18 protein-coding genes and 1 riboswitch are annotated in these 21,309 nt (G+C 64.6%); of the genes, 8 read left to right on the top strand and 10 right to left on the bottom strand.

Translation table 11 applies throughout. The features are described 5' to 3' along the window. Positions 1-101: 101 nt before the first annotated feature. Positions 102-213: riboswitch (TPP riboswitch) on the bottom strand. 252 nt (positions 214-465) lie between these two features. Further along, complete coding sequence (locus EN818_RS23605; RefSeq protein WP_245420458.1) at positions 466-1,875, top strand: NAD-dependent succinate-semialdehyde dehydrogenase; 1,410 nt, start codon at positions 466-468, stop codon at positions 1,873-1,875. Positions 1,876-1,888: 13 nt separating this feature from the next. Here the strand turns inward: EN818_RS23605 and EN818_RS23600 are convergent, their stop codons facing one another. The 9 genes from EN818_RS23600 to EN818_RS23560 all read right to left on the bottom strand — a co-directional run bounded on the left by EN818_RS23600 (position 1,889) and on the right by EN818_RS23560 (position 11,493). Beyond that, complete coding sequence (locus EN818_RS23600) at positions 1,889-2,872, bottom strand: beta-ketoacyl-ACP synthase III (RefSeq protein ID WP_135905491.1); 984 nt, start codon at positions 2,870-2,872, stop codon at positions 1,889-1,891. Continuing rightward, complete coding sequence (locus tag EN818_RS23595; protein ID WP_135905489.1) at positions 2,869-4,131, bottom strand: adenosylmethionine--8-amino-7-oxononanoate transaminase; 1,263 nt, start codon at positions 4,129-4,131, stop codon at positions 2,869-2,871. Before EN818_RS23595 ends, EN818_RS23600 begins: the two co-directional genes overlap by 4 nt. Beyond that, the gene (bioD, locus tag EN818_RS23590; protein ID WP_135905487.1) at positions 4,128-4,766 is read right to left on the bottom strand and encodes a dethiobiotin synthase; all 639 of its coding nucleotides are present in this window, start codon (positions 4,764-4,766) and stop codon (positions 4,128-4,130) included. The genes EN818_RS23595 and bioD overlap by 4 nt, the downstream gene beginning before the upstream one ends. Further along, positions 4,763-5,917, bottom strand: a complete 1,155-nt coding sequence (locus tag EN818_RS23585; protein ID WP_135905485.1) for an 8-amino-7-oxononanoate synthase — start codon at positions 5,915-5,917, stop codon at positions 4,763-4,765. Before EN818_RS23585 ends, bioD begins: the two co-directional genes overlap by 4 nt. Further along, a complete protein-coding gene (gene bioB / locus EN818_RS23580; protein ID WP_135905483.1) occupies positions 5,914-6,912 on the bottom strand; it encodes a biotin synthase BioB in 999 nt (332 codons plus the stop codon). The genes EN818_RS23585 and bioB overlap by 4 nt, the downstream gene beginning before the upstream one ends. Positions 6,913-7,061: 149 nt before the next feature. Beyond that, on the bottom strand, positions 7,062-7,910 hold the full coding sequence (nadC, locus tag EN818_RS23575; protein WP_135905481.1) for a carboxylating nicotinate-nucleotide diphosphorylase: 849 nt from the start codon (positions 7,908-7,910) through the stop codon (positions 7,062-7,064). Positions 7,911-7,912: 2 nt separating this feature from the next. Continuing rightward, positions 7,913-9,466: an L-aspartate oxidase gene (locus tag EN818_RS23570; protein WP_135905479.1), complete on the bottom strand. Its 1,554-nt coding sequence runs from the start codon at positions 9,464-9,466 to the stop codon at positions 7,913-7,915. Further along, positions 9,463-10,437 carry a quinolinate synthase NadA gene (nadA, locus tag EN818_RS23565; RefSeq protein ID WP_135905477.1) on the bottom strand — a complete coding sequence of 325 codons (975 nt, stop codon included), beginning with the start codon at positions 10,435-10,437 and terminating at the stop codon, positions 9,463-9,465. Before nadA ends, EN818_RS23570 begins: the two co-directional genes overlap by 4 nt. Positions 10,438-10,503: 66 nt before the next feature. Then, a complete protein-coding gene (locus EN818_RS23560; protein ID WP_135905475.1) occupies positions 10,504-11,493 on the bottom strand; it encodes a hypothetical protein in 990 nt (329 codons plus the stop codon). Between the two features lie 193 nt (positions 11,494-11,686). Between EN818_RS23560 and EN818_RS23555 the strand changes: the two genes are divergently transcribed. From EN818_RS23555 to EN818_RS23525, 7 genes are all read left to right on the top strand, one after another. Then, on the top strand, positions 11,687-12,460 hold the full coding sequence (locus tag EN818_RS23555) for a glucose 1-dehydrogenase (protein ID WP_135905472.1): 774 nt from the start codon (positions 11,687-11,689) through the stop codon (positions 12,458-12,460). Between the two features lie 183 nt (positions 12,461-12,643). Continuing rightward, on the top strand, positions 12,644-13,966 hold the full coding sequence (gene hisD, locus EN818_RS23550) for a histidinol dehydrogenase (protein WP_135905470.1): 1,323 nt from the start codon (positions 12,644-12,646) through the stop codon (positions 13,964-13,966). A gap of 12 nt (positions 13,967-13,978) precedes the next feature. Further along, a complete protein-coding gene (locus EN818_RS23545) occupies positions 13,979-15,004 on the top strand; it encodes an alcohol dehydrogenase catalytic domain-containing protein (RefSeq protein ID WP_135905468.1) in 1,026 nt (341 codons plus the stop codon). Between the two features lie 32 nt (positions 15,005-15,036). Continuing rightward, the gene (gene hutC, locus EN818_RS23540) at positions 15,037-15,768 is read left to right on the top strand and encodes a histidine utilization repressor (protein ID WP_135905466.1); all 732 of its coding nucleotides are present in this window, start codon (positions 15,037-15,039) and stop codon (positions 15,766-15,768) included. A gap of 292 nt (positions 15,769-16,060) precedes the next feature. After that, positions 16,061-17,068: an ABC transporter substrate-binding protein gene (locus EN818_RS23535; RefSeq protein ID WP_135905557.1), complete on the top strand. Its 1,008-nt coding sequence runs from the start codon at positions 16,061-16,063 to the stop codon at positions 17,066-17,068. 28 nt (positions 17,069-17,096) lie between these two features. Beyond that, positions 17,097-17,975 (top strand): ABC transporter permease, encoded by an 879-nt coding sequence (locus EN818_RS23530; RefSeq protein ID WP_135905464.1) that lies wholly within the window; start codon positions 17,097-17,099, stop codon positions 17,973-17,975. Between the two features lie 10 nt (positions 17,976-17,985). After that, on the top strand, positions 17,986-18,768 hold the full coding sequence (locus tag EN818_RS23525; RefSeq protein WP_135905462.1) for an ABC transporter ATP-binding protein: 783 nt from the start codon (positions 17,986-17,988) through the stop codon (positions 18,766-18,768). Between the two features lie 1,179 nt (positions 18,769-19,947). Here the strand turns inward: EN818_RS23525 and EN818_RS23520 are convergent. Then, on the bottom strand, positions 19,948-21,309 hold the full coding sequence (locus EN818_RS23520) for an HlyD family type I secretion periplasmic adaptor subunit (RefSeq protein WP_245518866.1): 1,362 nt from the start codon (positions 21,307-21,309) through the stop codon (positions 19,948-19,950).

Below are 21,309 nucleotides of genomic sequence, written 5' to 3'. Positions count from 1 at the left end.
TTGCTCAGAGTGCAACGGAGACCCAGTTCACGCGATGAGGAGGAAGTGACGCTTCGCTTAGGATGCGGGCATTGCCCGAATGCCGAAGCCGGATTGCCGACCCGCGAAGCCTCGCACCGTCCCTACGCCAGTATGAACTGGATCAGGTTCAACGGGTCACTGCGCGCGATAGCAGTATCTCAGCCCCTTGCCGGGACTCCCCTGGTGAGGTGCGCAGGTTGGACGATGCGACGCTGCCCTGTCAACTTAAGTGCGTCCTGTTTCGACAATCGGCTGCCGGCCAGGTTCGACAAAAATGGTGACGCTGGGATAAATGCCGGGTGTCGCGCTGCGGCTATGTTGCGTCCAGCGATGTTCCAAGGACGAGACGTCGCCTTTATCCTAAGGAGCTTTTCCGTGTCGGGCATAAAGAGTTCGCTGCTTCGCCATCTCAAACAACCGGGTCTGTTCGCGACACTGGATCGCATGGCATCCGGGGGCGAGCAGGGGGATCGGAGCGTGTTCAAGGTCTTCAACCCCTCGACCGGCGAATTGCTTGCCGAGCTTCCCGATATGGGCGTCGAGCAAACGAAGGCCGCGATCGACAGGGCCTATGTCGCGCAAGCCAGATGGGCAGCTCTCACCGCCCGGGACCGCAGCGACACATTGTGGCGCTGGCACCAACTGATTCTTGATCACACCGATGATCTCGCTGCGATCCTGACCGCCGAGATGGGTAAGCCGCTGCCCGAGGCAGTATCGGAAGTCTCGCACGCCGCCGCCTACTTGCAGTGGTATGCGGAAGAAGCCAATCGCATCTACGGCGAGACGATTTCTGCTCCTTCGACGGATCGGCGCATGCTGGTGATCAAGCAGCCGATCGGCGTCGTCGGCACCATCACCCCCTGGAACTTTCCTGCTTCCATGGTGGCGCGCAAGATTTCGCCGGCGCTGGCAGCCGGTTGCGCGATCGTGCTGAAACCGGCTGAGCAGACCCCGCTCGTCGCTGGCGCGATGTTCGCACTGGCGGCGGAGGCGGGTTTCCCCGACGGCGTCGTGAATTTGATCTATGCCTCGGAAGGTGCTGCGGTCGGGCGCGAACTCTGCACCAATCCAAAAGTGCGCAAGATCAGTTTCACGGGCTCCACCGAAGTCGGGCGGCTGCTGATGCGCCAGTGCTCGGATCAGGTCAAGAAAGTCAGCCTCGAACTGGGCGGGAACGCGCCGTTCATCGTCTTCGACGATGCCGATGTCGATGCTGCCGTCGATGGCGCGATCCAGGCAAAGTTTCGCAATGCCGGGCAGACCTGCGTTTCCGCCAATCGGCTCTATGTGCAATCGGGCGTGCACGACGAATTCGCCGAGAAATTTGCCGCACGGGTTCGCTCGCTCTCGGTTGGCGACGGCTTCAAACCGGGTGTCGCCATCGGACCGTTGATCGACACCCACGCGCTCCTCAAGATCGAGGCTCATATTGCCGACGCGATCGGGAAGGGCGGAGCGATCTGCTGCGGCGGAAGCCGGGCGGGTCCCGGCGGCACTTTTTTCGAGCCGACGGTTCTGACGGGCATCACCAGTGAAATGCTGCTCGCTCAGGAAGAGACCTTCGGGCCGCTTGCGCCGATCATCCGTTTCGAGGACCCCGATCAGGTGGTGCGCGAGGCCAATGATACGATCTACGGCCTCGCCGCCTATTTCTATGCCTCCAATCTCAAACGCGTCTGGCATGTGGCCGAGGCGCTCGAATACGGCATGATCGGCATCAACACCGGCCGGATGTCATCGGAAGCCGCTCCCTTTGGCGGCATGAAGCAATCGGGGATCGGTCGCGAAGGCTCGCGACACGGCTTGGAGGAGTACCTCGAGATGAAGTATCTCTGTATGGGTGGACTCTAGCTCCAGTCCAAAGCTAAGCGCCAACCACCAGTGCCCCGCCGATAAGCCCCGCGCCGGCCGCCGTCAGCAGCATCTTCTCGCCCGGTCGAATGGGATTGGCGCTGTGGGCGACGGATAGCGACAGGGGGATCGTTGCGGCCGACGAGTTGCCATAGTCGGCGATGGTCTTGACCATCCGCTCGTCCGCGATACCGAGCGACTTGCCGACGGCGTTGAAGATGCGGGCATTCGCCTGGTGCGGCACGAAGCGGGCGACGTCCGGCACCGAGACACCCGCCGCCGCCAGCGCCTCGAGCGAGCAAGTTCTCATCATCTCCACCGCCTTGGCGAAGACGTCGCGGCCGTTGCCGATGGTCATGCGGGTTTCGACGACGCCGATCTCGTCGGCGAACGGCCGGTTGCTGCCGCCGGCCGGGATGTGGATCAGGCCGTAAGCGGACCCATCCGAGGCAAAGGAAGAACCGAGTATGCCGTGGCTGGGATCGCCTGACGGGGCGAGCACCACCGCACCTGCGGCATCGGCGAACAGCACGGCGCTGGCGCGCTCGTCCGGATTGATCCGACGGCTCAAGATGTTGGCGGCGATGACGATGGCCGGCTTGTTGTGCAGGCGCACGAAGCCGTCGGCGAAGGTCATGGCGTAGATGAACCCGGCGCAGGCGCCCGCGAGGTCGACCCCGCCGGCTTTTTCGAGGCCGAGCCTGTGCGCCACCAGCGGCGCGCTGGGCGGTAAGAGATGATCCGGCGTCGAAGTCGCCAGCAGCAGCAGCCCGATCTCCTTGCGCTCGATGCCGGCCACCTCAAGCGCCATGTCGCCAGCCTCGGCTGCAAGCCCGGACAACGTGTCGCCGGGCTCAGCCCAGAAACGCGAGCGGATGCCGGTGCGCCCCTCGATCCAGCCTGCCTCCAGCCCGAGGCTTGCCTCGATCTCGGCATTGCCGACTTTTCGAGCCGGCACGTGATGGCCAAACCCGATGATGCGCGCCGTGCGATTCATCGCCGGTCGCCCGCAAGCCCGGCGGCCTCGTCTATTGCCGCGTAAAGCCGGTCGAGTTCGTCCGACGTCACGCAATAGGGCGGCAGCACGTAGATGACGTTGCCGAGCGGCCGCACCAGCAAGCCGCGCTCCAGGAAGAAGGCGCGCAGCCTGGGTCCGACCTCGGCCAGATAGCCGGCACTGCCGACACGCAGATCAAGCGCGGCGATGGTGCCGGTGGTGCGCACATTGTCGAAACGCGAATCCTGGCTGAACCGCGCTACCTTCTCCGCTTGCATCCGTGAGAGTGCGCCCACGCGCTCCGCCACAGGCTCGTCCTTCCAGATGCCGACGTTGGCGAGCGCTGCCGCGCAGGCGATCGGGTTCGCGGTGTAGGAACTCGAATGGAAGAAGGTCTTGGCCCGGTCCGCGGAAAAATGCGCGCGGAAGATCGCATCGGTGGCAAGCGTTGCCGCGAGCGGTAGCGAGCCGCCGGTCAGGCCCTTGGAGGTGCACAATATGTCGGGCGAAATCCCTGCCTGCTCGCAGGCGAACATGGTGCCGGTGCGGCCCCAGCCGGTCATCACTTCATCGGCGATGAAAAGCGTCCCGAAGCGCTGGGCAATGCGTTTGAGTTCGGCCAGCACCGACGCCGGATACATCAGCATGCCGCCGGCGCCGAGCACCAGCGGCTCGACGATCAGTGCAGCAACCTGGCGATCGCGCGCCAGTCGTTCGAAGGCGTCGAGCGTTTGCTGCTCCTGGCCGGCGGCGGGGAAGGGGATGGTATCGACCTCGAACAGCAGCGGCTCGTAGGCGGCGTTGAAGACGCCGCGCGCGCCGACGCTCATCGTGCCGATGGTGTCGCCGTGATAGCTGTGTTCCAGGACGACGATGCGCGAGCGCGGGAAGCCATTGTTGCGATGAAACCCCAGCGCCATCTTCAGCGCGACCTCGACACTGGTCGAGCCGCTGTCGGAATAGAAAACCCAGTCCAGGCCCGGCGGAGCCATGTCGACCAGCGCCGAAGCCAATCGCTCGGCCGGCTCATGGCTGAGGCCGGCGAAGATCACCTGGTCGAGCGTCTCGGTTGCGTTCCGAATCGCCTCCACGATCTTTGGATGGCGGTGGCCGTGGGTGATGACCCACCAGGACGAGATCGCATCGAGGATGCGCTTGCCCTCGCGCGTCTCGACATAGGCGCCCTCGGTGCGCGCGATGGTCGGCGGAACCGGCTCGGTGGCATGCTGGGTGAACGGATGCCAGACGGCGGAGCTCATGGTCGGACCTCCGTGAAGTCGGACACATGGAACGAGGACCGCATGGCCGCGGCAAGCGCCTCTGGCGTCAGCGGATCGAGCCGAGGCAGGCGGCCGAGCACCCGCACCTTGCCCATCTCGGCGATCGTCCTTTGCGTATCCGTCATCTCGTCGCCGATGAAGGCGATGCCGAGCAGCGGTATCGAGCGCGCGCGCAGAGCCTCGATCGAGAGCAGCGTGTGGTTGATGGTGCCGAGCCCGGTTCGGGCGCAGAGCACGACTGGCGCGCGCCATTGCGCGAAGATGTCGATGTAGAGCGTGCGCCTGTTGACCGGCACCATCAGCCCGCCGGCGCCTTCCACGACCAGTGGCCGGTCGGTCGCGGGCAGCATCAACGCGTCCGGATCGATTTCCACCCCGTCCAACTCGGCGGCGCGGTGCGGCGAGAGCGGTTCGTTGAGACGCCAGGCTTCGCGCAGCACTCGATCCGCGGGCAATCCTGCGAGCCGGGAGACAGTCTCGCTGTCGGTTTCTTCGCCTAAGCCGGCCTGCACAGGCTTCCAGTAGATGCCGTCGAGCAGGCCGGCCAGGCCCGCCGCGAACACCGTCTTGCCGATGCCGGTGTCGGTGCCGGTCACGACGATCTGCACCGTCATCGCGCGCGCTCCCATTCCCCGGCAAGTGCATCGAACAGTGCGGAAACGTCGCCCTCGCCGACATTCAGGGTCAGCGAGATCCTGAGCCTTGCCGTCCCCTCCGGCACGGTTGGCGGGCGGACGCCGCGCACATCAAAACCACGCGACTGCAGCGCTCCTGCCAGCGCCATGGCGCGGCTATTCTCGCCGACGACGACCGGCAGGATCTGCGAACCGCTCGCGGGCAGGCCAAGGTGATCGGCCCTCTTGCCGGCGAGCGCGACCAGCTTCGCCAGCCGCTCGCGGCGCGCCGGTTCGTCAGCGACGATGTCGAGGGCCGTTGACGCCGCCACCGCCATCAGCGGCGAGGGCGCGGTGGCATAGATGAACGGCCGGCAGCGGTTGACGAGAAAGTCGCAAAGCACTGCCGGCGCCGTGACCAGCGCGCCGGATGCGCCCAGCGCCTTGCCGCAGGTGTGCAGAGCCACAATATTGTCGCGGCCTTCGAGATCATGCGCCAGGCCGCGCCCGCCCGGACCGTAGACGCCGGTGGCATGTGCCTCGTCGACGAACAGGAATGCGTCGTGGCGGTCCGCGACCCCGATCAATTCACCGAGCGGAGCCCGGTCGCCATCCATGCTGTACAAGCTCTCGGCCACGATCCAGGCGCGGCCGGCGCCGCCTTTTTCGCGCCAGCTCCGGATCGCATCGTCCACGGCGTGCGCATCGTTGTGCGCGGCCAGCGTCACTTCGGCGCGGCCGGCTCGCGCGCCCTCATGCGCGCTGGCATGGACCAGTTCGTCCAGCACGATCAGGTCGCCCTTCTGGGGCAAGGTCGTGAGCACCGCGAAATTGGCGACATAGCCGCCGCCGAAGAACAGCGCGCGCTCGGCGCCGAAGAAGCCGGCCGCCTTGGCTTCGAGTGCCTCGTGTTCGGGGTCGTTGCCGCGCAGCAGCCGAGAACCCGTCGCCCCAATAGGCGTACCGGCGGCGAGTGCCGCCGCAACCGCCTCTGCCATGCGCTTCGAGCGCGCGAGGCCGAGATAGTCGTTGGAGGCGAAGTCGGCGCCACAGCGGGCGCTGAGGCTCCGCAGCCGGTCCTTGCGGGCCAGCCCTCGCAGGCTGGCCTCGTAGCGGTCGAGCAAAGCCCGGCCGTTCGCGCGCCCGTTCACTGGGCTTCGCGCTCCATCGGCTTGATGCCCAGCCGGCGGAACAGCGCGCTGTCCTTGTCCTCTCCGGGGTTTTCGGCGGTCAGCAGCGTGTCGCCGACGAAAATGGAGTTGGCGCCGGCGAAGAAGCACAGCGCCTGCATCTCGTCGCTCATCGCCGTGCGGCCGGCGGAGAGCCGCACATGCGATTTCGGCATCATGATGCGGGCCAGCGCGATGGTGCGTACGAATTCGATCGGCTCGATCGGTTCGGCCTCGCCGAGCGGCGTGCCCTCGATCGGGATCAGCATGTTGATCGGCACGCTGTCGGGCGGCTCGGGCAGGTTGGCTAACGTCACCAGCATGTCGATGCGGTCGGCCTTCTCCTCGCCCATGCCGACGATGCCGCCGCAGCAGACCTTGATGCCGCTGTCGCGGACATTGGCAAGCGTGTCCAGCCGCTCAGCGAAGGTCCGGGTCGAGATGATCTCGCTGTAGTAGCGCTCCGACGTGTCGATGTTGTGGTTGTAGTAGTCGAGGCCGGCCTGCTTGAGCCGCTGTGCCTGGCCGAGGTCGAGCATGCCGAGCGTCATGCAGGTCTCCATGCCGAGCGCCTTAACGCCCTCGACCATCGCGATCACCGCATCCATGTCGCGCTCCTTGGGGCTGCGCCAGGCGGCCCCCATGCAATAGCGCGTGGCACCCGCGTCGCGTGCCTTCCTGGCTTCCGCGATGACGCGCTGAACCTCCATCAGCTTCGAGGCCTTGAGGCCGGACTGGTGATGCGAGGACTGGCTGCAATAGCCGCAATCCTCCGGGCAGCCGCCGGTCTTGATCGAAAGCAGGCGGGACAGCTGCACCCGGTTGGGATCGAAATTCTCGCGGTGGATGGTCTGAGCCCGGAAGAGCAGATCGTTGAAGGGCAGGTCGTAGACCGCCCGCGCCGCTTCCCGATTCCATTCGGCAGACGCCCCCGGGATCGACCGCAAGGTGGCATTCAACTGCAGTTCGGCGTCCATGCCATCTCCTTCCTATGAATATCCATTCGCAACCGATTTCCGATGCACGAGCATTGAAACCTCTATTGGCCACCTGACCGGCTTCACAGGCTCATGAGCGGCGGTTTCTGTTCAAAGGCCGAGTGCGCTGCGATCAAGGACATGTTCCGCTACCGGCAATCCAGCCCAATATCAAGGATCGGCGCGCTATGGGTGATCCATCCGACCGAGATCAGGTCGACCCCGGTCGCGGCGATTGCAGGTGCCGTCTGCGCCATCACCCGGCCGGATGCCTCGGTGATGGCGCAGCCGCCGACCATCGCCACCGCTTCGGTCAACTGCTCGACGGACATGTTGTCCAGCAGCACCGCGTCGACGCCTGCCGCCAGCGCGATATCGAGTTGATCGAGCGTATCGACTTCGACCTCGATCTTGACCATGTGACCTGCCGCCGCCCGCGCGCGCTCGATCGCCGTCCGGACGTCGCCGGCAAGCGCGATGTGGTTGTCCTTGATCAGCACGGCGTCGTCGAGGCCGAAGCGATGATTGGCGCCGCCGCCGGCGCGCACGGCATACTTCTCCAGCGCACGCAGGCCAGGCGTGGTCTTTCGCGTGCAGACGATCGTGGCCTTGGTGCCGCGCACCGCGTCGACGATCGCCGCGGTTTGCGTGGCAATGCCGCTGAGATGGCAAAGCAAATTGAGCGCCGTCCGCTCGGCGGTCAGCAAGGCGCGGGCAGGTCCGTGCACCGCGGCGACGACATCACCGGCCGCTGCGGCGGAGCCGTCAGCAAGGACAATCGCGACCTCGGTCCTGGGATGGATCAGTTCGAAGGCAAGGGCGGCGATGTCGAGCCCGGCAATCACGCCCGGCTGTCTTGCCGCGAGCACCATCGTCGCGGTGGCATCCGCCGGAACGATGGCGTCGGTGGTGATATCCCCGGCGCGTCCCAGATCCTCGAGCAGCGCGGCCCGCACCAGCGGCTCGACCATCACGCGCGGCAGCGGCGTCAGCGTCATGGTCAAGCTCTCCTGCCTAGTTGCATCGCCGTGCTGGAAATCGTCTCTGAAAAGACCGCGACCGCCTGGAACGCCTCGCCCATCGTCAACCGCAGCGATCGCGACCGAGCATCGCGTCGCGAGAAATCAATCCGGAAGTGCGAGCCCCGGCTTTCCTCGCGGCGAAGGGCAGCAATTGTGATCATCAGTGCGACCAGGGCGGGGTCTGATATGGCATCATGGCCAACCGCAATCGGCGCCAGGGCTTTGGCTGCCTCGCGCAGCGTCTCGCCGTCGCGCTCGATGCCGAGCGCACGCGAAGCGATCGGGCGGATGCGCGCGGCGTCCGGCCGCGGCGGCACGATCGCCGGCCTCAGCCGTTTCACCACGCCAGGCGACGCGGCGGCGACGCTTGCCGCCACCCAAGCGGCCGAAACCACGGCCTCGATCAGCGAGTTGCTGGCGAGCCGGTTGGCGCCATGCAGCCCGCTTCGGGCAACTTCGCCGCAGGCCCACAGCCCGCGAAGCGAACTGCGGCCGTCGGCGTCCACAGCGATGCCGCCCATATGATAATGCGCCGCCGGCCGTACGGGGATCGGCTCCACCGCAGGATCGATGCCGGACTCGCGGCAGAGCGCCGCGATCGCGGGAAAGCGCTCGGCGAATCTCGGCCCGAGGCACTGCCGCGCGTCGAGGAACACGCGATGCCCGGCGCCAAACTGCCGCCACACGGCCCGCGCCACGACATCGCGCGGCGCCAACTCTGCGCCCGGTGTATCGGCGAGGAAGCGGCAGCCTCTCTCGTCGACGAGCACCGCGCCTTCGCCGCGCACCGCTTCACTCACCAGCGGCATCGGGCGCCGCGGGCCATCGAGTGCGGTCGGGTGGAACTGGACGAATTCGAGATCGGCGAGTTCGGCGCCGGCACGCGCGGCAAGCGCCAGGCCTTGGCCGAACGAGCCGAGCGGGTTGGTCGTGTGGTCGAACAGGCCGCCTATGCCCCCGGTGGCGAGCACCACGCGGTTTGTGGAAAGCGAGACGGCTTCGCTGTTTCCGACCGCAAGCACGCCGGTGACTTCGCTCTCTTCGACAAAGAGCTGTCGAACCTCCACGCCTTCCAGCATGGCGATCGACGGCGTCCGCCGCACGGCAGCCGTCAGCGCGCGGATCAGTTCGCGGCCGGTGGCGTCGCCGCCGGCGTGCACGATCCGGCGGCGCGAATGCGCGGCTTCGAGCCCAAACCGCAACGAACCGTCGGGCGCACGGTCGAATGCAACACCCAAGCGCGCAAGAAATTCGATGACTGTCGGAGCCGCCTCGACGACGCGCCTTGCCGCCGCTTCGTCGCAAAGCCCGTCGCCGGCTGCGAGCGTGTCGGCAAGGTGCAGGTGTGGGCTGTCGTCGTTCCCAAGGCTCGCCGCGAGTCCGCCCTGGGCAAGCGTGCTGGAGGTTTCTTCTCCGAGCGAGGCCCTTGATATGAGGACGACCGGTTCCGAGGCCAGACGAAGCGCCGTCATCAGGGCGGCAATGCCACCGCCGATGATGACCGGCCGACCGTGGAGGTGGTGGATGGTCATATGGCGAGCATCCGCTCGACGGCTTGTCGTGCCCGCTCGGCGACGTCTGGATCGATTGTCACGATGTGACGGTCCTCCTCGAGCGCGGTGCGGATGTTGGCAAGCGTGATGCGCTTCATGTGCGGACAGAGGTTGCAGGGGCGCACGAAATCCACGTCCGGGTGCTCGACGGCGACGTTGTCGCTCATCGAGCATTCGGTCATCAGCACGACGCGCGCCGGCTTGTGCCGTCCGACATAGTCGGACATCGCCGCCGTCGAGCCCGCGAAATCCGCTTCGGCGACGACTTCCGGCGGGCACTCGGGATGGGCAAGCACCGTGACGCCGGGGTGCGACTCGCGCAGCTCGCGTATATCGGCGGGCGTGAAGCGCTCATGCACCTCGCAGTGCCCCTTCCAGGCGATGATGTCGACCTTGGTCTGCGCCGCGATGTTCTTCGCCAGATATTCGTCGGGCAGCATGATCACGCGCGGCATGCGGAGCGATTCAACGATCGCCAGGGCATTGCCCGAGGTGCAGCAGATATCGGTCTCGGCCTTCACGGCGGCGGAGGTGTTGACGTAGGTCACGACCGGAACGCCGGGGTAGCGCTGCCGCATCAGGCGCACGTCCGAGGCGGTGATGGAGTCGGCCAGCGAGCAGCCGGCGCCGGGATCCGGAATGAGCACGGTCTTGCCGGGATTGAGCAGCTTCGCCGTCTCGGCCATGAAGTGCACGCCGGCGAGCACGATAACGTCAGCATCGACCGACATCGCCTTGCGCGCGAGCGCCAGGCTGTCGCCGACGATGTCGGCCACGCAGTGGAAGATTTCCGGCGTCTGGTAGTTGTGCGCCAGGATGACCGCGTTGCGCTCGCGCTTCAGCGCCAGGATGGCGTCGATATCATCGACGAACGCCGGCCATTCGATGGGTGGAATGACCCGCCGGACACGATCGTAAAGCGATGCGGCGGAAGGCGGTGAAATGGCCATGGGCGCTCCAATTATTCTCGATATGAGTATAATTGCGACATATACTTCCTTTGAGAATAAGGCTTGTCAAGCGCGCGATAAGGGCAATTTCGTCCCGGCAGCAACCCGCTCGTCGAGAACGGCGTGGCGGAAGCGGAACAGCTTCGCCGGCCGTCCGACAGTGTCGGCTGTCGTCTCTCCGGTCTCCTCGACCAGTTCCTGCTGCTCGATGAGACGGCGGAAGTTCGGCTTATGGACCAGCCGCCCGGAGAGCGCTTCCACCGTCCGTTGCAACTGGAGGAGGGTGAAGACGGGCGGCATCAGTTCGAAAACGACGGGCCGGTATTTGATCTTGGAACGCAGCCGCGCGATGCCGGTCGCCAGAATGCGACGATGGTCGGCTATCATCGGGGTTCCGGTTATCGGCAGGAAAGCGCTCTGCCCCAATCTGCGCGTGGCCTCCTCGACCATGGCCGCCTCGTAGAGGAGCTCGTAACGCTGTAGGACGAGTTCTTCGTTCCAGTCGCGGCCGTCGAGGCCGAAGACGATTGCAGCCCGCCGCTGGCGCTCCCGCTCTTCCGTGCCCAGGCCGGCCTCGGCAGCCCATGCCGCCAGGTGCGGCTGCAGAACCTCCGCGATCATCGGCGGAATGCCGGAGCGGTAATCTTCCCACGGAAAATAATCGTACCAGCGCCGCCAGGCACGGCTGGCCTCGCCGGCGGCAGGTTCGGCGCGTGTCAGGGCAAGATAGCTGATCGAGATCACCCTCTGCTGGCGCTGTCCGCCAATCCGGTCGCTGTCGGCGCCGATCCGGTCGCTATCGGCAAATGTGTAGAGCTGCTCGATATAGCCGAGCTGATGGCCGGTCTGATGCTCCACCCATGCCCGCAGACCGGACTGCAGGGACCTGTGGCCGAGCTCGAAGGGACCCGAGGGCAGGGCGCTGCCTTGCTCGACGGTGAGAACGCTCGGGCCCTGGTTCGTCACCGCAACGACCACGGCAATCAGATCGACGCTGGCGTCGCGGATTTTTTCTGACTGGGCTTGTGTGCTGCTTGCTGCTGCCAGGCCTTGCATGGTCCACTGAGCTGTTCTGCGGTTCGGCCCGGGAGCTGAACCCCGAGTCGCTGCGACGTTGGACTGCGCTGGTTCGTCCGTCAATGTTCGGCGTCGCGACGGACGAATAGCTGCCGGAAGAAATTTGTATATGCTTGTATAGATAAGAATCTGGCGGAGTCGCCGGGCCGCGAAGCCGGCACAGGAGGGTCCTATGCGCAACGCTTCCCTTTTCGATCTGTCGGGCAGGAAGGCGCTCATCACCGGCGCAAGCCGCGGCATCGGGCGCGGCATTGCCGAGGCGCTCAGCGCGGCTGGCGCCGACGTCGCCGTCACCGCGCGCGATCTCGCTTCCCTCGACGCGACGAAGCGGGCCATTCATGACGCCGGCGGGGTTGCGCATGCCATTGCCCTGGACGTCACGGATGTCGCCCGGTGCCGCGCCGCGACGGACGAAGCCGTTGGCCTGCTCGGCGGTCTCGATATTCTCGTCAACAATGCCGGCCTGGAAGAGGTCCGGCCCTCGCTGGACGTCGACGAAGCGCTTTGGGACAGGATCGTCGACACCAACCTCAAAGGCGCATTCTTCTGCTCCCAGGCGGCCGCCCGGCATATAAGGGACGCCGGACGGCCCGGTGCCATCATCAATCTCTGCTCGCTGACCTCCGAGGTCGGAATTCCAACGGCCGTGCCCTATGGCTCGTCAAAATCCGGGCTGCTCGGCATGACGCGTGCGCTGGCGGCGGAATGGGCGGATCTAGGGATCAGGGTCAACGCCATCGCTCCTGGTTATTTCAGGACCGCGATGACCGAGGTGTTCTACGCCGACGAGGCTTGGCAGCAGTCCATGCTCGCCAAGATCCCGCAGCATCGTTTCGGCCTGCTGTCGGATCTGCATGGCATTGCCGTGTTTCTCGCTTCGGACGCGGCGGCATACATAACCGGACAGTCCATCCCGGTGGATGGGGGCTTTCTCGCCTCGATTTGAAGCCCCGTGTTTCAGGGAGGTCGGCGTGCAAAAAATCCTGGCAGCCGTCATACATACATGTATATACTTTTGCGCCGAAGAAGCGCCGCGCTTGGAATCCATCTCCATCCCGCCGGTCTGGAACCGACGGGGGAGTGACCGGTCCATGCCAGCCATCCTTGCGTACGCAGAGAAGGAGCAGCCATGCCTGACGTCAGCTTTCACGACCTGTCGGCGCTCGGCGCCGACGAGAGGGCCAGTCTGCTGAAGCGCGCTGAAACCGACTTGTCGGTCTTCGCTGAGCAGGTCCGTCCGATCATCCACGCGGTCAAGGATGAAGGCGACGCGGCCTTGCTCCGGTTCGCGAAGGAATTGGACAAGGCCAACATTCCCGACGGCAATCTCAAGGTTTCGGAAGCTGAATTCGACGCGGCGTTCGACAAGGTCGAGAAGGATGTCATCGAGAGCATCCGGTTCGGCATCGGCAACATCAGGCATTTCCATGAGGAACAGCGGCCGGAGACGATGTGGCTCAAGGAGGTCAGGCCCGGCGCCTATGCGGGCGACAGGTACACGGCCATTGCTTCCGTCGCGCTGTACGTCCCGCGCGGCAAGGGCGCCTTCCCGTCGGTGACGATGATGACCTCCGTTCCAGCCGTGATTGCCGGCGTGCCGCAGATCGCGATCGTGACGCCGCCGACCGCGGATGGATCCGTCGACGCGGCGACCCTGGTTGCCGCCCGCCTTGCCGGTGTCGACACCGTCTACAAATGCGGCGGCGCCCAGGCGGTCGCGGCCGTGGCCTACGGCACCGAGACGGTGAAGCCCGCCGTCAAGATCGTTGGGCCGGGCAGCCCCTGGGTGGTCGCGGCAAAGAACCTGTTGTCCTCGGTCATCGACACGGGTCTTCCGGCCGGACCGTCCGAAGCGATCATCTTTGCCGATGACAGCGTCGATGGGGGTCTGGCTGCGCTCGATCTTTTGATCGAGGCCGAGCACGGACCTGATTCATCGGCCTATCTCGTCACCCACAGCCGCAAGGTCGCCGAGGGGGCTTTGGCCGCGCTCCCCGGACATTGGTCCCGCATGACCGAGCAGCGCGTCGAGTTTTCGCGCGCGGTGCTGACCGACAAGCGCGGCGGTATCGTGCTGACCGCTTCCCTCGAAGACAGCTACCGCTTCATCAACGACTATGCGCCCGAACATCTCGAAATTCTGTCCAGGGAGCCCTTCGCGCATCTTGGTCATATCACCGAGGCGGCCGAAATCCTCATGGGCCCGCACACGCCGGTGACGCTTGCCAACTTCGTCCTGGGGCCCAACGCCGTGTTGCCGACCAGCCGGTGGGCGCGCACCTACGGACCGCTGTCGGTGACCGATTTCCTCAAGCGCTCGTCCGTCGGCTATGTGACCTCTGCGGCCTATCCGGAGCTCGCCAAGCATGCCCGCCGGCTTGCCCGCTACGAAGGCTTCAGCTCGCATGAGAACGCGGTCTCGGAGATCCGCGATGGCTATCTCGGCGCGTGACCGGGAAACGCGATGAAGGCCGTACGACTCCATGGACCCGGCGATCTGCGCGTCGAGGATGTGCTCGCGCCAGGCGCTCCCGACGCGGGCTGGGTGAAGCTGCGGGTCGACGCGGCCGGCATTTGCGGTTCCGATCTCCACAATTTCCGCACCGGCCAATGGATAAGCCGTTCGCCTTCGACGGCCGGCCATGAATTGACCGGCACGGTGCTTGCCGTTGGCGAGGGCGTGCAAACCGTCGCCGTGGGCGACCGCGTGGTCGCCGATTCCCGTTTCTGGTGCGGAGAATGCGCGCAATGCATCGCCGGCAACCGGCATCTGTGCGCCTCGCTGGGCTTCGTCGGCGAAGTATGCGACGGCGGCTTTGCCGAACAGACGGTCCTGCCGTCGCGGCTGTTGCATGTCGTCGACCGCAAGCTTGACGAAAGAGTGGCGGCAATGGCCGAGCCGCTGGCCGTCGCGTTGCATGCCGTGCGGCGCCTGCCGAAGACGGCCGGTTCGGTGCTCGTGGTCGGCTGCGGCACCATCGGCGGCCTGGCCGCGCTGCTGCTGTCGCGGACATTCGCCGGCAGGGTGTTGATCGCCGACCGCAATCAGGCCCGCTGCGCCCGCGTCGCGCGGGTGACCGGCGCCACGATCATCGATCTCGATCGCGACGCTGTCGCCGTCGCGACCGCAAATGCTCCCCTGCTTGCGGCCATCGAAGCGACCGGCAGCATCGCCGCGCTCGCCCAGTTGCTGGATGTTCTCAGCCCAGGAGGCGCCGTCGCGCTGGTCGGCATATTCCACGGCCGGCTGGACATCGATCCCAACATGCTGGTCGAGCGCGAGATCGCGCTGCTGGGCTGCCACGCCTTCGCCGGCGAGCTTCCCGATGCCATCCGGATGCTGGGTGAACTGAGCGAGCCGCTCATCAGCCTGATCGATCGCGAGATCGGCCTGGACGAGGTTCCCGCGGCCTATGAGCGGCTGCTGGCGGGGCAGGGCGACGGCTTGAAAACAATCATCCGCATGCCGCGACCTACCGAGGGCGTGTGATCCGAGAGTTCGCCGGGAAAGGACTACTGACGATGAATGCTTTGCCCGATACGGCCAGCCCCCTCTACGAGAAGGTCAAGGACTACATCCTGACCAATATCGGAACGGGCCGGTGGAGCAAGGATCGCAAGCTGCCGTCCGAAAATGAGTTCGTGGCCGCGCTGGGCGTGTCGCGGATGACGGTCCACCGCGCCTTGCGGGAATTGACCGCAGCGGGGTTTCTGATCCGGCTTCAGGGCGTCGGAACCTTTATCGCGCCGCCTCGGCCGCAATCGGCCCTGATCGAAATCAACAACATCGCGGCCGAGATCGTGGCGCGCGGCAACCGGCATCGCTCCGAAGTGCTGGTCCTCGAAAAGATCATGCCGACGAAGGAGCTCGCGCTCTCGTTCGAGTTCGCGAGGCGCGCGTCGGTCTATCATTCCGTTGTCGTCAACTTCGAGAACGACCTGCCCGTTCAACTGGAGGAGCGTTTCGTCAACCCGAGCTTGATACCCGACTACGACAAGCAGGACTTTTCCAGGACGGCGACGTATGACTACCTGATGCAGAAGACCCCGGTGACCGAGGTCGAGCATATCATCTCTGCCATTCCGGTCGATGCCGAAACCGCACGGCATCTGGGCATCGACGCCGGCGCCTGCTGCCTTCTTCTGCATCGCCGCACCTGGACCGGCGCGATCGTGGCCACGATCAGCAAGCTCACCTATGTGGCAAGCCGCTACTCGCTCGGCAGCCGCTACTCGCCCACGCGGAAAAGCTGACCATGGCAAAAGGCTGGAACCAGCGAAGACTTCCAGTCGCGCGCCGCCGATCAGACTCTCTCCCAAAGTCGCTCCGACAGGGCGGGAATCCAGAAAATCCGGCCAGTCCAGCTTGTATATGCATGTATGTATTTCAGCCTTGACATCGCCTGTCGCTGACGTTGAATATCGTTTGCTTCATCGAAGCGGCAGGCAAGGCGCTGGGCCGCAGCGCCGCTCAAGCAGAAGCCAGCATTCTCGCCAGGCCGGATGTTGGTGCAAGACCGGTCTGACAAACAAGGGGAACAGGATGATGCGTAACCTAGCAGGACAATTTCGCGCGCTTATGACCGCTGCCGCCATCGGGTTCGCCGCGGCTCCGGCGGCGCATGCCGCCGATGCCGCCATACCCGCGACGCCCGAGGCAGGGTCTTTTAAGATCGGCATCGAGCCGTGGCTTGGATACGGCCAGTGGCATGTTGCCGAAGCCAAGGGCCTGTTCAAGGCGAGCGGGCTTTCGGATGTCCAGATCGTGAATTTCGCCGAGGACAAGGACATCAATGCCGCCCTGGCGAGCGGGCAGCTCGACGCCGCGAACATCGCCACCCACACCGCAATGGGCATGGTCGCGGCGGGCCTGCCGGTGAAGATCGTGCTCCTGCTCGACGTCAGCATGACGGCCGATGCCATCATCGCGGGCAAGGACATCGCTTCGATCGCGGACCTCAAGGGCAAGCAGGTCGCCTTCGAGGAGGGCACCACCAGCGACATCCTGCTCAAATACGCCCTTGCCAAGAATGGCATGTCGATCGCCGACGTCCAGCCGGTGCCGATGCCGGCGGCCGATGCCGGCAGCGCTTTGATCGCTGCTCGCGTCCCGGTCGCGGTCACCTACGAGCCCTATCTCACCACGGCCATGGCGCAGAACAAGGACGTCAAGCTTCTCTTCACCGCGGGCGAGGATCCGGGCCTGATCAGCGACGTGCTGGTGGTGCGCGATGAGGTGATCAAGTCGCGGCCTGGTCAGGTGCTTGCCATGATCAAGACCTGGGATGCAGCCCTGAAGGACTACAATGCCGACACCGCGGGTGGCCGCGCCATCATTTCCAAGGCGGTCGGTTCGAGCGTCGAGGACCTCAATACCGCTTTCGACGGCGTGCGCTACTACTCCCTCGCCGAGAACAAGGACGCCCTCACCGGCGAGTTCTCCACCAAGACCTTCGCCGATGTCGAGGCCGCGGCCAAGAATGCCGGCCTGCTCCAGGCCGACGTGACACCTGAGCAGATGATCGACCCGGCCTTCGTCAACGCCGCGCAATGACCATGGCCTGGTCCCGGCGGTAACGCACATGTCGGAGCAGCCTGCGGGCAAGGCCAATCCGTCCGGCGCCAGACCGGGACCTGTCGCCAGGCAAGCGGCGGGACAGGCGGCGCGGCGTCGCCGGTCTTCCGGGATCGGCGCCCCGATCAAAAGATCGCGCTTCCTCACCATCGCGGTGGCGGTCTTCGCCGGCCTCGGCCTCGCCTGGTGGGCGGCAACAGACCTGGAACTGGTGAAGCCCATCTTTCTGCCTTCGCCGCAGAGCGTGGCGATGCAACTCGCCAAGCTCTGGGGCGACGGCACGCTGTGGCGCGACCTCAAGGCCTCGATATACCGGATTTCGATAGGCTTCCTCATTGCCTCGGCGCTGGCGATCCCGATCGGGGTGCTGATCGGCAGCTTCAAGGCCTTTGAGGCAGCAATCGAGCCGCTGGTGGATTTCATCCGCTACATGCCCGTGGTGGCCTTCGTGCCGCTGTCGATCCTCTGGTCGGGAACGAGCGACGCCCAGAAATTCCTGATCATCTTCATAGGGACATTCTTCCAGCAGGTGCTGATGATCATGGACAATGTGAAGCGCGTTCCCCCCGACTTCGTCGGGCTTGGCAGGACGCTCGGCTTGCCGGACCGCAAGATCCTGACCCGCATCGTTGTTCCAAGCGCCTTGCCTGGCATCTGGGACACGCTGCGCATCAGCCTGGGCTGGGCATGGACCTGGCTGGTGCTGGCCGAGCTCGTCGCGGCGACATCCGGCCTCGGCTACCGCATCACGGTCTCCCAACGCTATTTCCAGACCAACACGATCATCGGCTACATCCTTTTGCTCGGCCTGCTCGGCCTCGTCACCGACCAGGTCATGAAGGCGCTCGGCAAGGTGCTGTTCCGGCAGGAAGGCCATGCGCAATGAAGGGCGGCCGATGAGTTCCCCAAAGCTGCGCATCGAAGGTCTTCACAAGAGCTTCGGCACCGGGGCACGGCGCACGGAAGTGCTGCGCGACATCAATCTCGATCTCGCCGACAACGAGTTCGTATCTCTGGTCGGCATATCCGGCTGCGGCAAGAGCACGCTGCTGTCGATCGTTGCCGGGCTGCAGGATTTCGATGCGGGCGAACTCGATATTGACGGCTCGCCAATCCTCCAGCCCGGGCTCGATCGAGGCGTTGTCTTCCAATCCTATACGCTGCTGCCGTGGCTGACGGCGCAGCAGAACATCGAGTTCGCCCTCAAGGCCGCGGGCCATGATCGCTCGACCTGCCGCGAGATCGCTCGCCAGCATCTCGATCTCGTCAAATTGTCGGACAGCGCCAACCGCTACCCGACGGAACTTTCCGGTGGCATGAAGCAGCGCGTCGCCATTGCCCGCGCGCTGTCCTATCGCCCCAAGATGCTGCTGATGGATGAACCCTTCGGCGCGCTCGATGCCCTGACCAGGCATCAGATGCAGGAGCTGCTCACGCAAATCTGGGAGGAGCACAGGCTCACCGTGCTGTTCGTCACCCATGACGTGGAAGAGGCCGTCTATCTGTCGGACCGCATCGTCGTCATGGGGATCGGTCCGGGACGCATCATGCGCACCTTCAATGTCGACATCGAGCGTCCGCGCCGGGAAGAGGTCATGGAGAGTGCCGCCTTCATGAACCTGCAGCGCGATGTGCACAGGGCCATACGCGAAGCGTCCAAGCGGCCTGAAATGGCGTGAAGCCTTTTCGGACGGGATGGAATCGATCTGGGTCGCAGGAAGAGGCAAAATGGGTCGCAGGAAGAGGCAAAATGGCCGAGCCGATCAACGCACGTCGCGCCGCCCGTGGCGCTGATGACCCAGCCGGTCGGCGGAGTTGGTGGGTCGCAAGTGCTTATGCTTCTCGAACAAATCGAGTTTGTCGCCATAACCAAGCCTCAGCGGGGCTCCGCACTGCTCGCATCGAAAGGTGGAGATCACCCGAAACCAGGAGCCCTTCCTGATGATCGGATGATTGCAATTCGGACACTCGAATCTGAGATCCAAGTGGCGCATATCGTCAGGTAAAGGCACTGTTCTCCCCACAGACCTCGGATACGTTCGCCGTCCCGTAAGAGGCCGATCGAGCAGTCGACGCACACTCGCAGCCAGCTAATGAATAACGAAACAGATTCGATGTTCCGTCCCTGAGACTTAATAAGTCGGTGATGAGACGTTCGAAAGCGGCTGCGTGCGACTGAAGGCCAAGACCAAGTGAACTGGGGAACTTCCGTCAGCGCTGCCGGTTGTGGCTGTCCGCTTGCGCATCGTGTCCCCTCTTATGCGCAACCGGGAACCTCCAGCTAAAATCTGTCTGTGGAACCGTGCTCGTTCGGTATCGGCATCTACAGTCAGGCTGGTTATACGAAGTGAAGCGCAACCATTGGCGTGCGTTTCCACCTTCTTTGAGAGGCCAATGGTCAGGCGGCTGAAGATGCATCAGCATGGGGGACACCTGACCACAAGCAGGCGGGCGACACGGGAGCGGCCCGGCGCTTTGGCGGGGTGGCTCACCACTAGCCGGGCCTAACCGGCGGGGGCTCAGATGAAAAACTCGGCACCGGCTGTACGACATTATATGAGTGATCGCTCGTTCTTGCGCCATCGAACGAAGGAGGAAGGCTTGCCGGACCAGCACGCCCGCAAAAGGCTTTAGGCCTCGCGAGCGACCGTCTGCCATACTTCTGACGGGTGAGGCCTGAGGATGTCCAGCCGATAGTCCGGCTTGCTTTGGCGGACTCGGCATCGGGTTTGACAAACTTATGATCGCCGACGCTCAGGGCCATGGGCCTGCGTTCAACCTCGGCTTACACTCGCCCTTATGAACTGGCGCTTCAATCGGCCTCGCGCGGTTTCGCGTAGTTTGCGTCTTTAACGGTCCTAGCGGAAAGCGCGTGACATCTGATCGGTAAGCGGCTTCAGCAGATAGGACCAAACGCTGCGCTGACCTGTGCTTATGTGGACCTCGGCCGGCATTCCGGGCTTGAGGACCTTCGCGTCTGTCAGGCAACTTGCCTTGTTTTCGACGCCGATCCGCGCCGAGAAATACGAAAGCTGGCGCTGCGGGTCGTTGATCAGGTCGGCGGAAACCCACCTCACCGTACCCCGGCACGCCGGCGTCGTGCCGGCATCGAAAGCCGGAAAGCGAATTGACACGGGCTGACCGGAACGAACGTCATCTACCCGAGAGGGTGGAATGAGCGCGTCCACGACAAGATTGTCGGTATCGGGAACGATCGTCATGAGCGACTCCCCAGGTGCAATGACGCCGCCAACCGTGTGGACCGTGGACTGTTGTACCGTCCCAGACTGCGGTGCGCGGACTTCCGTCTTGGTCAACTCGTCCTGCGCGACGATCTTGCGTTCGGTGAGTTCAGTCCGCTTGGCTTCCGTTTCGCGCAGTTCCTTCGTCACGTCGCTGCGCCGCTGCTCGTCAAGCTGCAGGATCTGCAACTCGGTTTCGCTGATTTTGATCTGCGCTTCAGCTACCGCCGCCGCCAGGCGTCCAGACTCGCCTTTGGCCCGCGTCGCATCCAATCTCACATTGCTCAAGCGCTCTTTCGAAACCAGTTTCTTCGAATAGAGAGCATCGACATCCGTAAGGTCGCGGTCGAGCAACCCCGCCGATTCATCGATCGCCGCCTGCTGGGCCTTCAGGCCCTCGAGCTGACGTTCAATCTGCTTTGTCTGGCTCTTTAGTAGCGACTTTTGCCCCGTCAATTCTGACGCCCGCGTTTCGAACAGGGCACGCTCGCCATTGACCAGCGCCACCAGGTCCGGATCGCCCATTTCCGCCTGCAGACTGGCTGGAAGCTGCATGGTCGTCTGGCCTTGGCGTTCGGCCTCCAGCCGGGCAAGCCGTACCGTGGCGCGGTCGAGATCCTCGCTGATGATCTGCAGGTTCGCCCGCGGCAGCGTATCGTCCAGCCTGACCAGCACGTTGCCGGCCCGGACATGGTCGCCGTCTTGCGCGAAGATGCCGCTGATCGTGCCGCCGGTCTGGTGCTGGACCTTCTTGGTGTTGCTTTCGACCACGACGGTTGCCGGCGCGATCACAGCGCCCGCTATCTTGGTCAGGCCAAGCCATAGCCCGGCGCCGACGACCAGCAGGCAGGTCACCGCCAGTCCGAGCATCAGGCTAGGCCCGATGCTGCCAGGCGCCTGGAGCGAGTTCGCATCCGCGGGACGCTCACCAGCATCGAACCAAGGCCAAGATCGCAGGAGCGCTTGGAGGCGAAGCAT

Source organism: Mesorhizobium sp. M3A.F.Ca.ET.175.01.1.1 (assembly GCF_004791945.1).
Lineage (GTDB): Bacteria > Pseudomonadota > Alphaproteobacteria > Rhizobiales > Rhizobiaceae > Mesorhizobium.
The sequence above is the reverse complement of the archived record's forward strand: the minus strand, read 5'-3'. Positions and strand labels throughout refer to the sequence as shown.

What these genes read in the sequence shown, in the direction of transcription:
- EN818_RS23545 (WP_135905468.1), top strand. Translation starts at nt 13,979, where the DNA reads ATGAAGGCCGTACGACTCCATGGACCCGGCGATCTGCGCGTCGAGGAT.
- EN818_RS23535 (WP_135905557.1), top strand. Translation starts at nt 16,061, where the DNA reads ATGCGTAACCTAGCAGGACAATTTCGCGCGCTTATGACCGCTGCCGCC.
- nadC (WP_135905481.1), bottom strand. Translation starts at nt 7,910, where the DNA reads ATGACGCTGACGCCGCTGCCGCGCGTGATGGTCGAGCCGCTGGTGCGG.
- EN818_RS23520 (WP_245518866.1), bottom strand. Translation starts at nt 21,309, where the DNA reads ATGCTTCGCCTCCAAGCGCTCCTGCGATCTTGGCCTTGGTTCGATGCT.
- EN818_RS23600 (WP_135905491.1), bottom strand. Translation starts at nt 2,872, where the DNA reads ATGAATCGCACGGCGCGCATCATCGGGTTTGGCCATCACGTGCCGGCT.
- EN818_RS23570 (WP_135905479.1), bottom strand. Translation starts at nt 9,466, where the DNA reads ATGACCATCCACCACCTCCACGGTCGGCCGGTCATCATCGGCGGTGGC.
- hisD (WP_135905470.1), top strand. Translation starts at nt 12,644, where the DNA reads ATGCCTGACGTCAGCTTTCACGACCTGTCGGCGCTCGGCGCCGACGAG.
- EN818_RS23555 (WP_135905472.1), top strand. Translation starts at nt 11,687, where the DNA reads ATGCGCAACGCTTCCCTTTTCGATCTGTCGGGCAGGAAGGCGCTCATC.
- bioB (WP_135905483.1), bottom strand. Translation starts at nt 6,912, where the DNA reads ATGGACGCCGAACTGCAGTTGAATGCCACCTTGCGGTCGATCCCGGGG.
- EN818_RS23595 (WP_135905489.1), bottom strand. Translation starts at nt 4,131, where the DNA reads ATGAGCTCCGCCGTCTGGCATCCGTTCACCCAGCATGCCACCGAGCCG.
- EN818_RS23605 (WP_245420458.1), top strand. Translation starts at nt 466, where the DNA reads ATGGCATCCGGGGGCGAGCAGGGGGATCGGAGCGTGTTCAAGGTCTTC.
- bioD (WP_135905487.1), bottom strand. Translation starts at nt 4,766, where the DNA reads ATGACGGTGCAGATCGTCGTGACCGGCACCGACACCGGCATCGGCAAG.
- hutC (WP_135905466.1), top strand. Translation starts at nt 15,037, where the DNA reads ATGAATGCTTTGCCCGATACGGCCAGCCCCCTCTACGAGAAGGTCAAG.
- EN818_RS23560 (WP_135905475.1), bottom strand. Translation starts at nt 11,493, where the DNA reads ATGCAAGGCCTGGCAGCAGCAAGCAGCACACAAGCCCAGTCAGAAAAA.
- nadA (WP_135905477.1), bottom strand. Translation starts at nt 10,437, where the DNA reads ATGGCCATTTCACCGCCTTCCGCCGCATCGCTTTACGATCGTGTCCGG.
- EN818_RS23525 (WP_135905462.1), top strand. Translation starts at nt 17,986, where the DNA reads ATGAGTTCCCCAAAGCTGCGCATCGAAGGTCTTCACAAGAGCTTCGGC.
- EN818_RS23530 (WP_135905464.1), top strand. Translation starts at nt 17,097, where the DNA reads ATGTCGGAGCAGCCTGCGGGCAAGGCCAATCCGTCCGGCGCCAGACCG.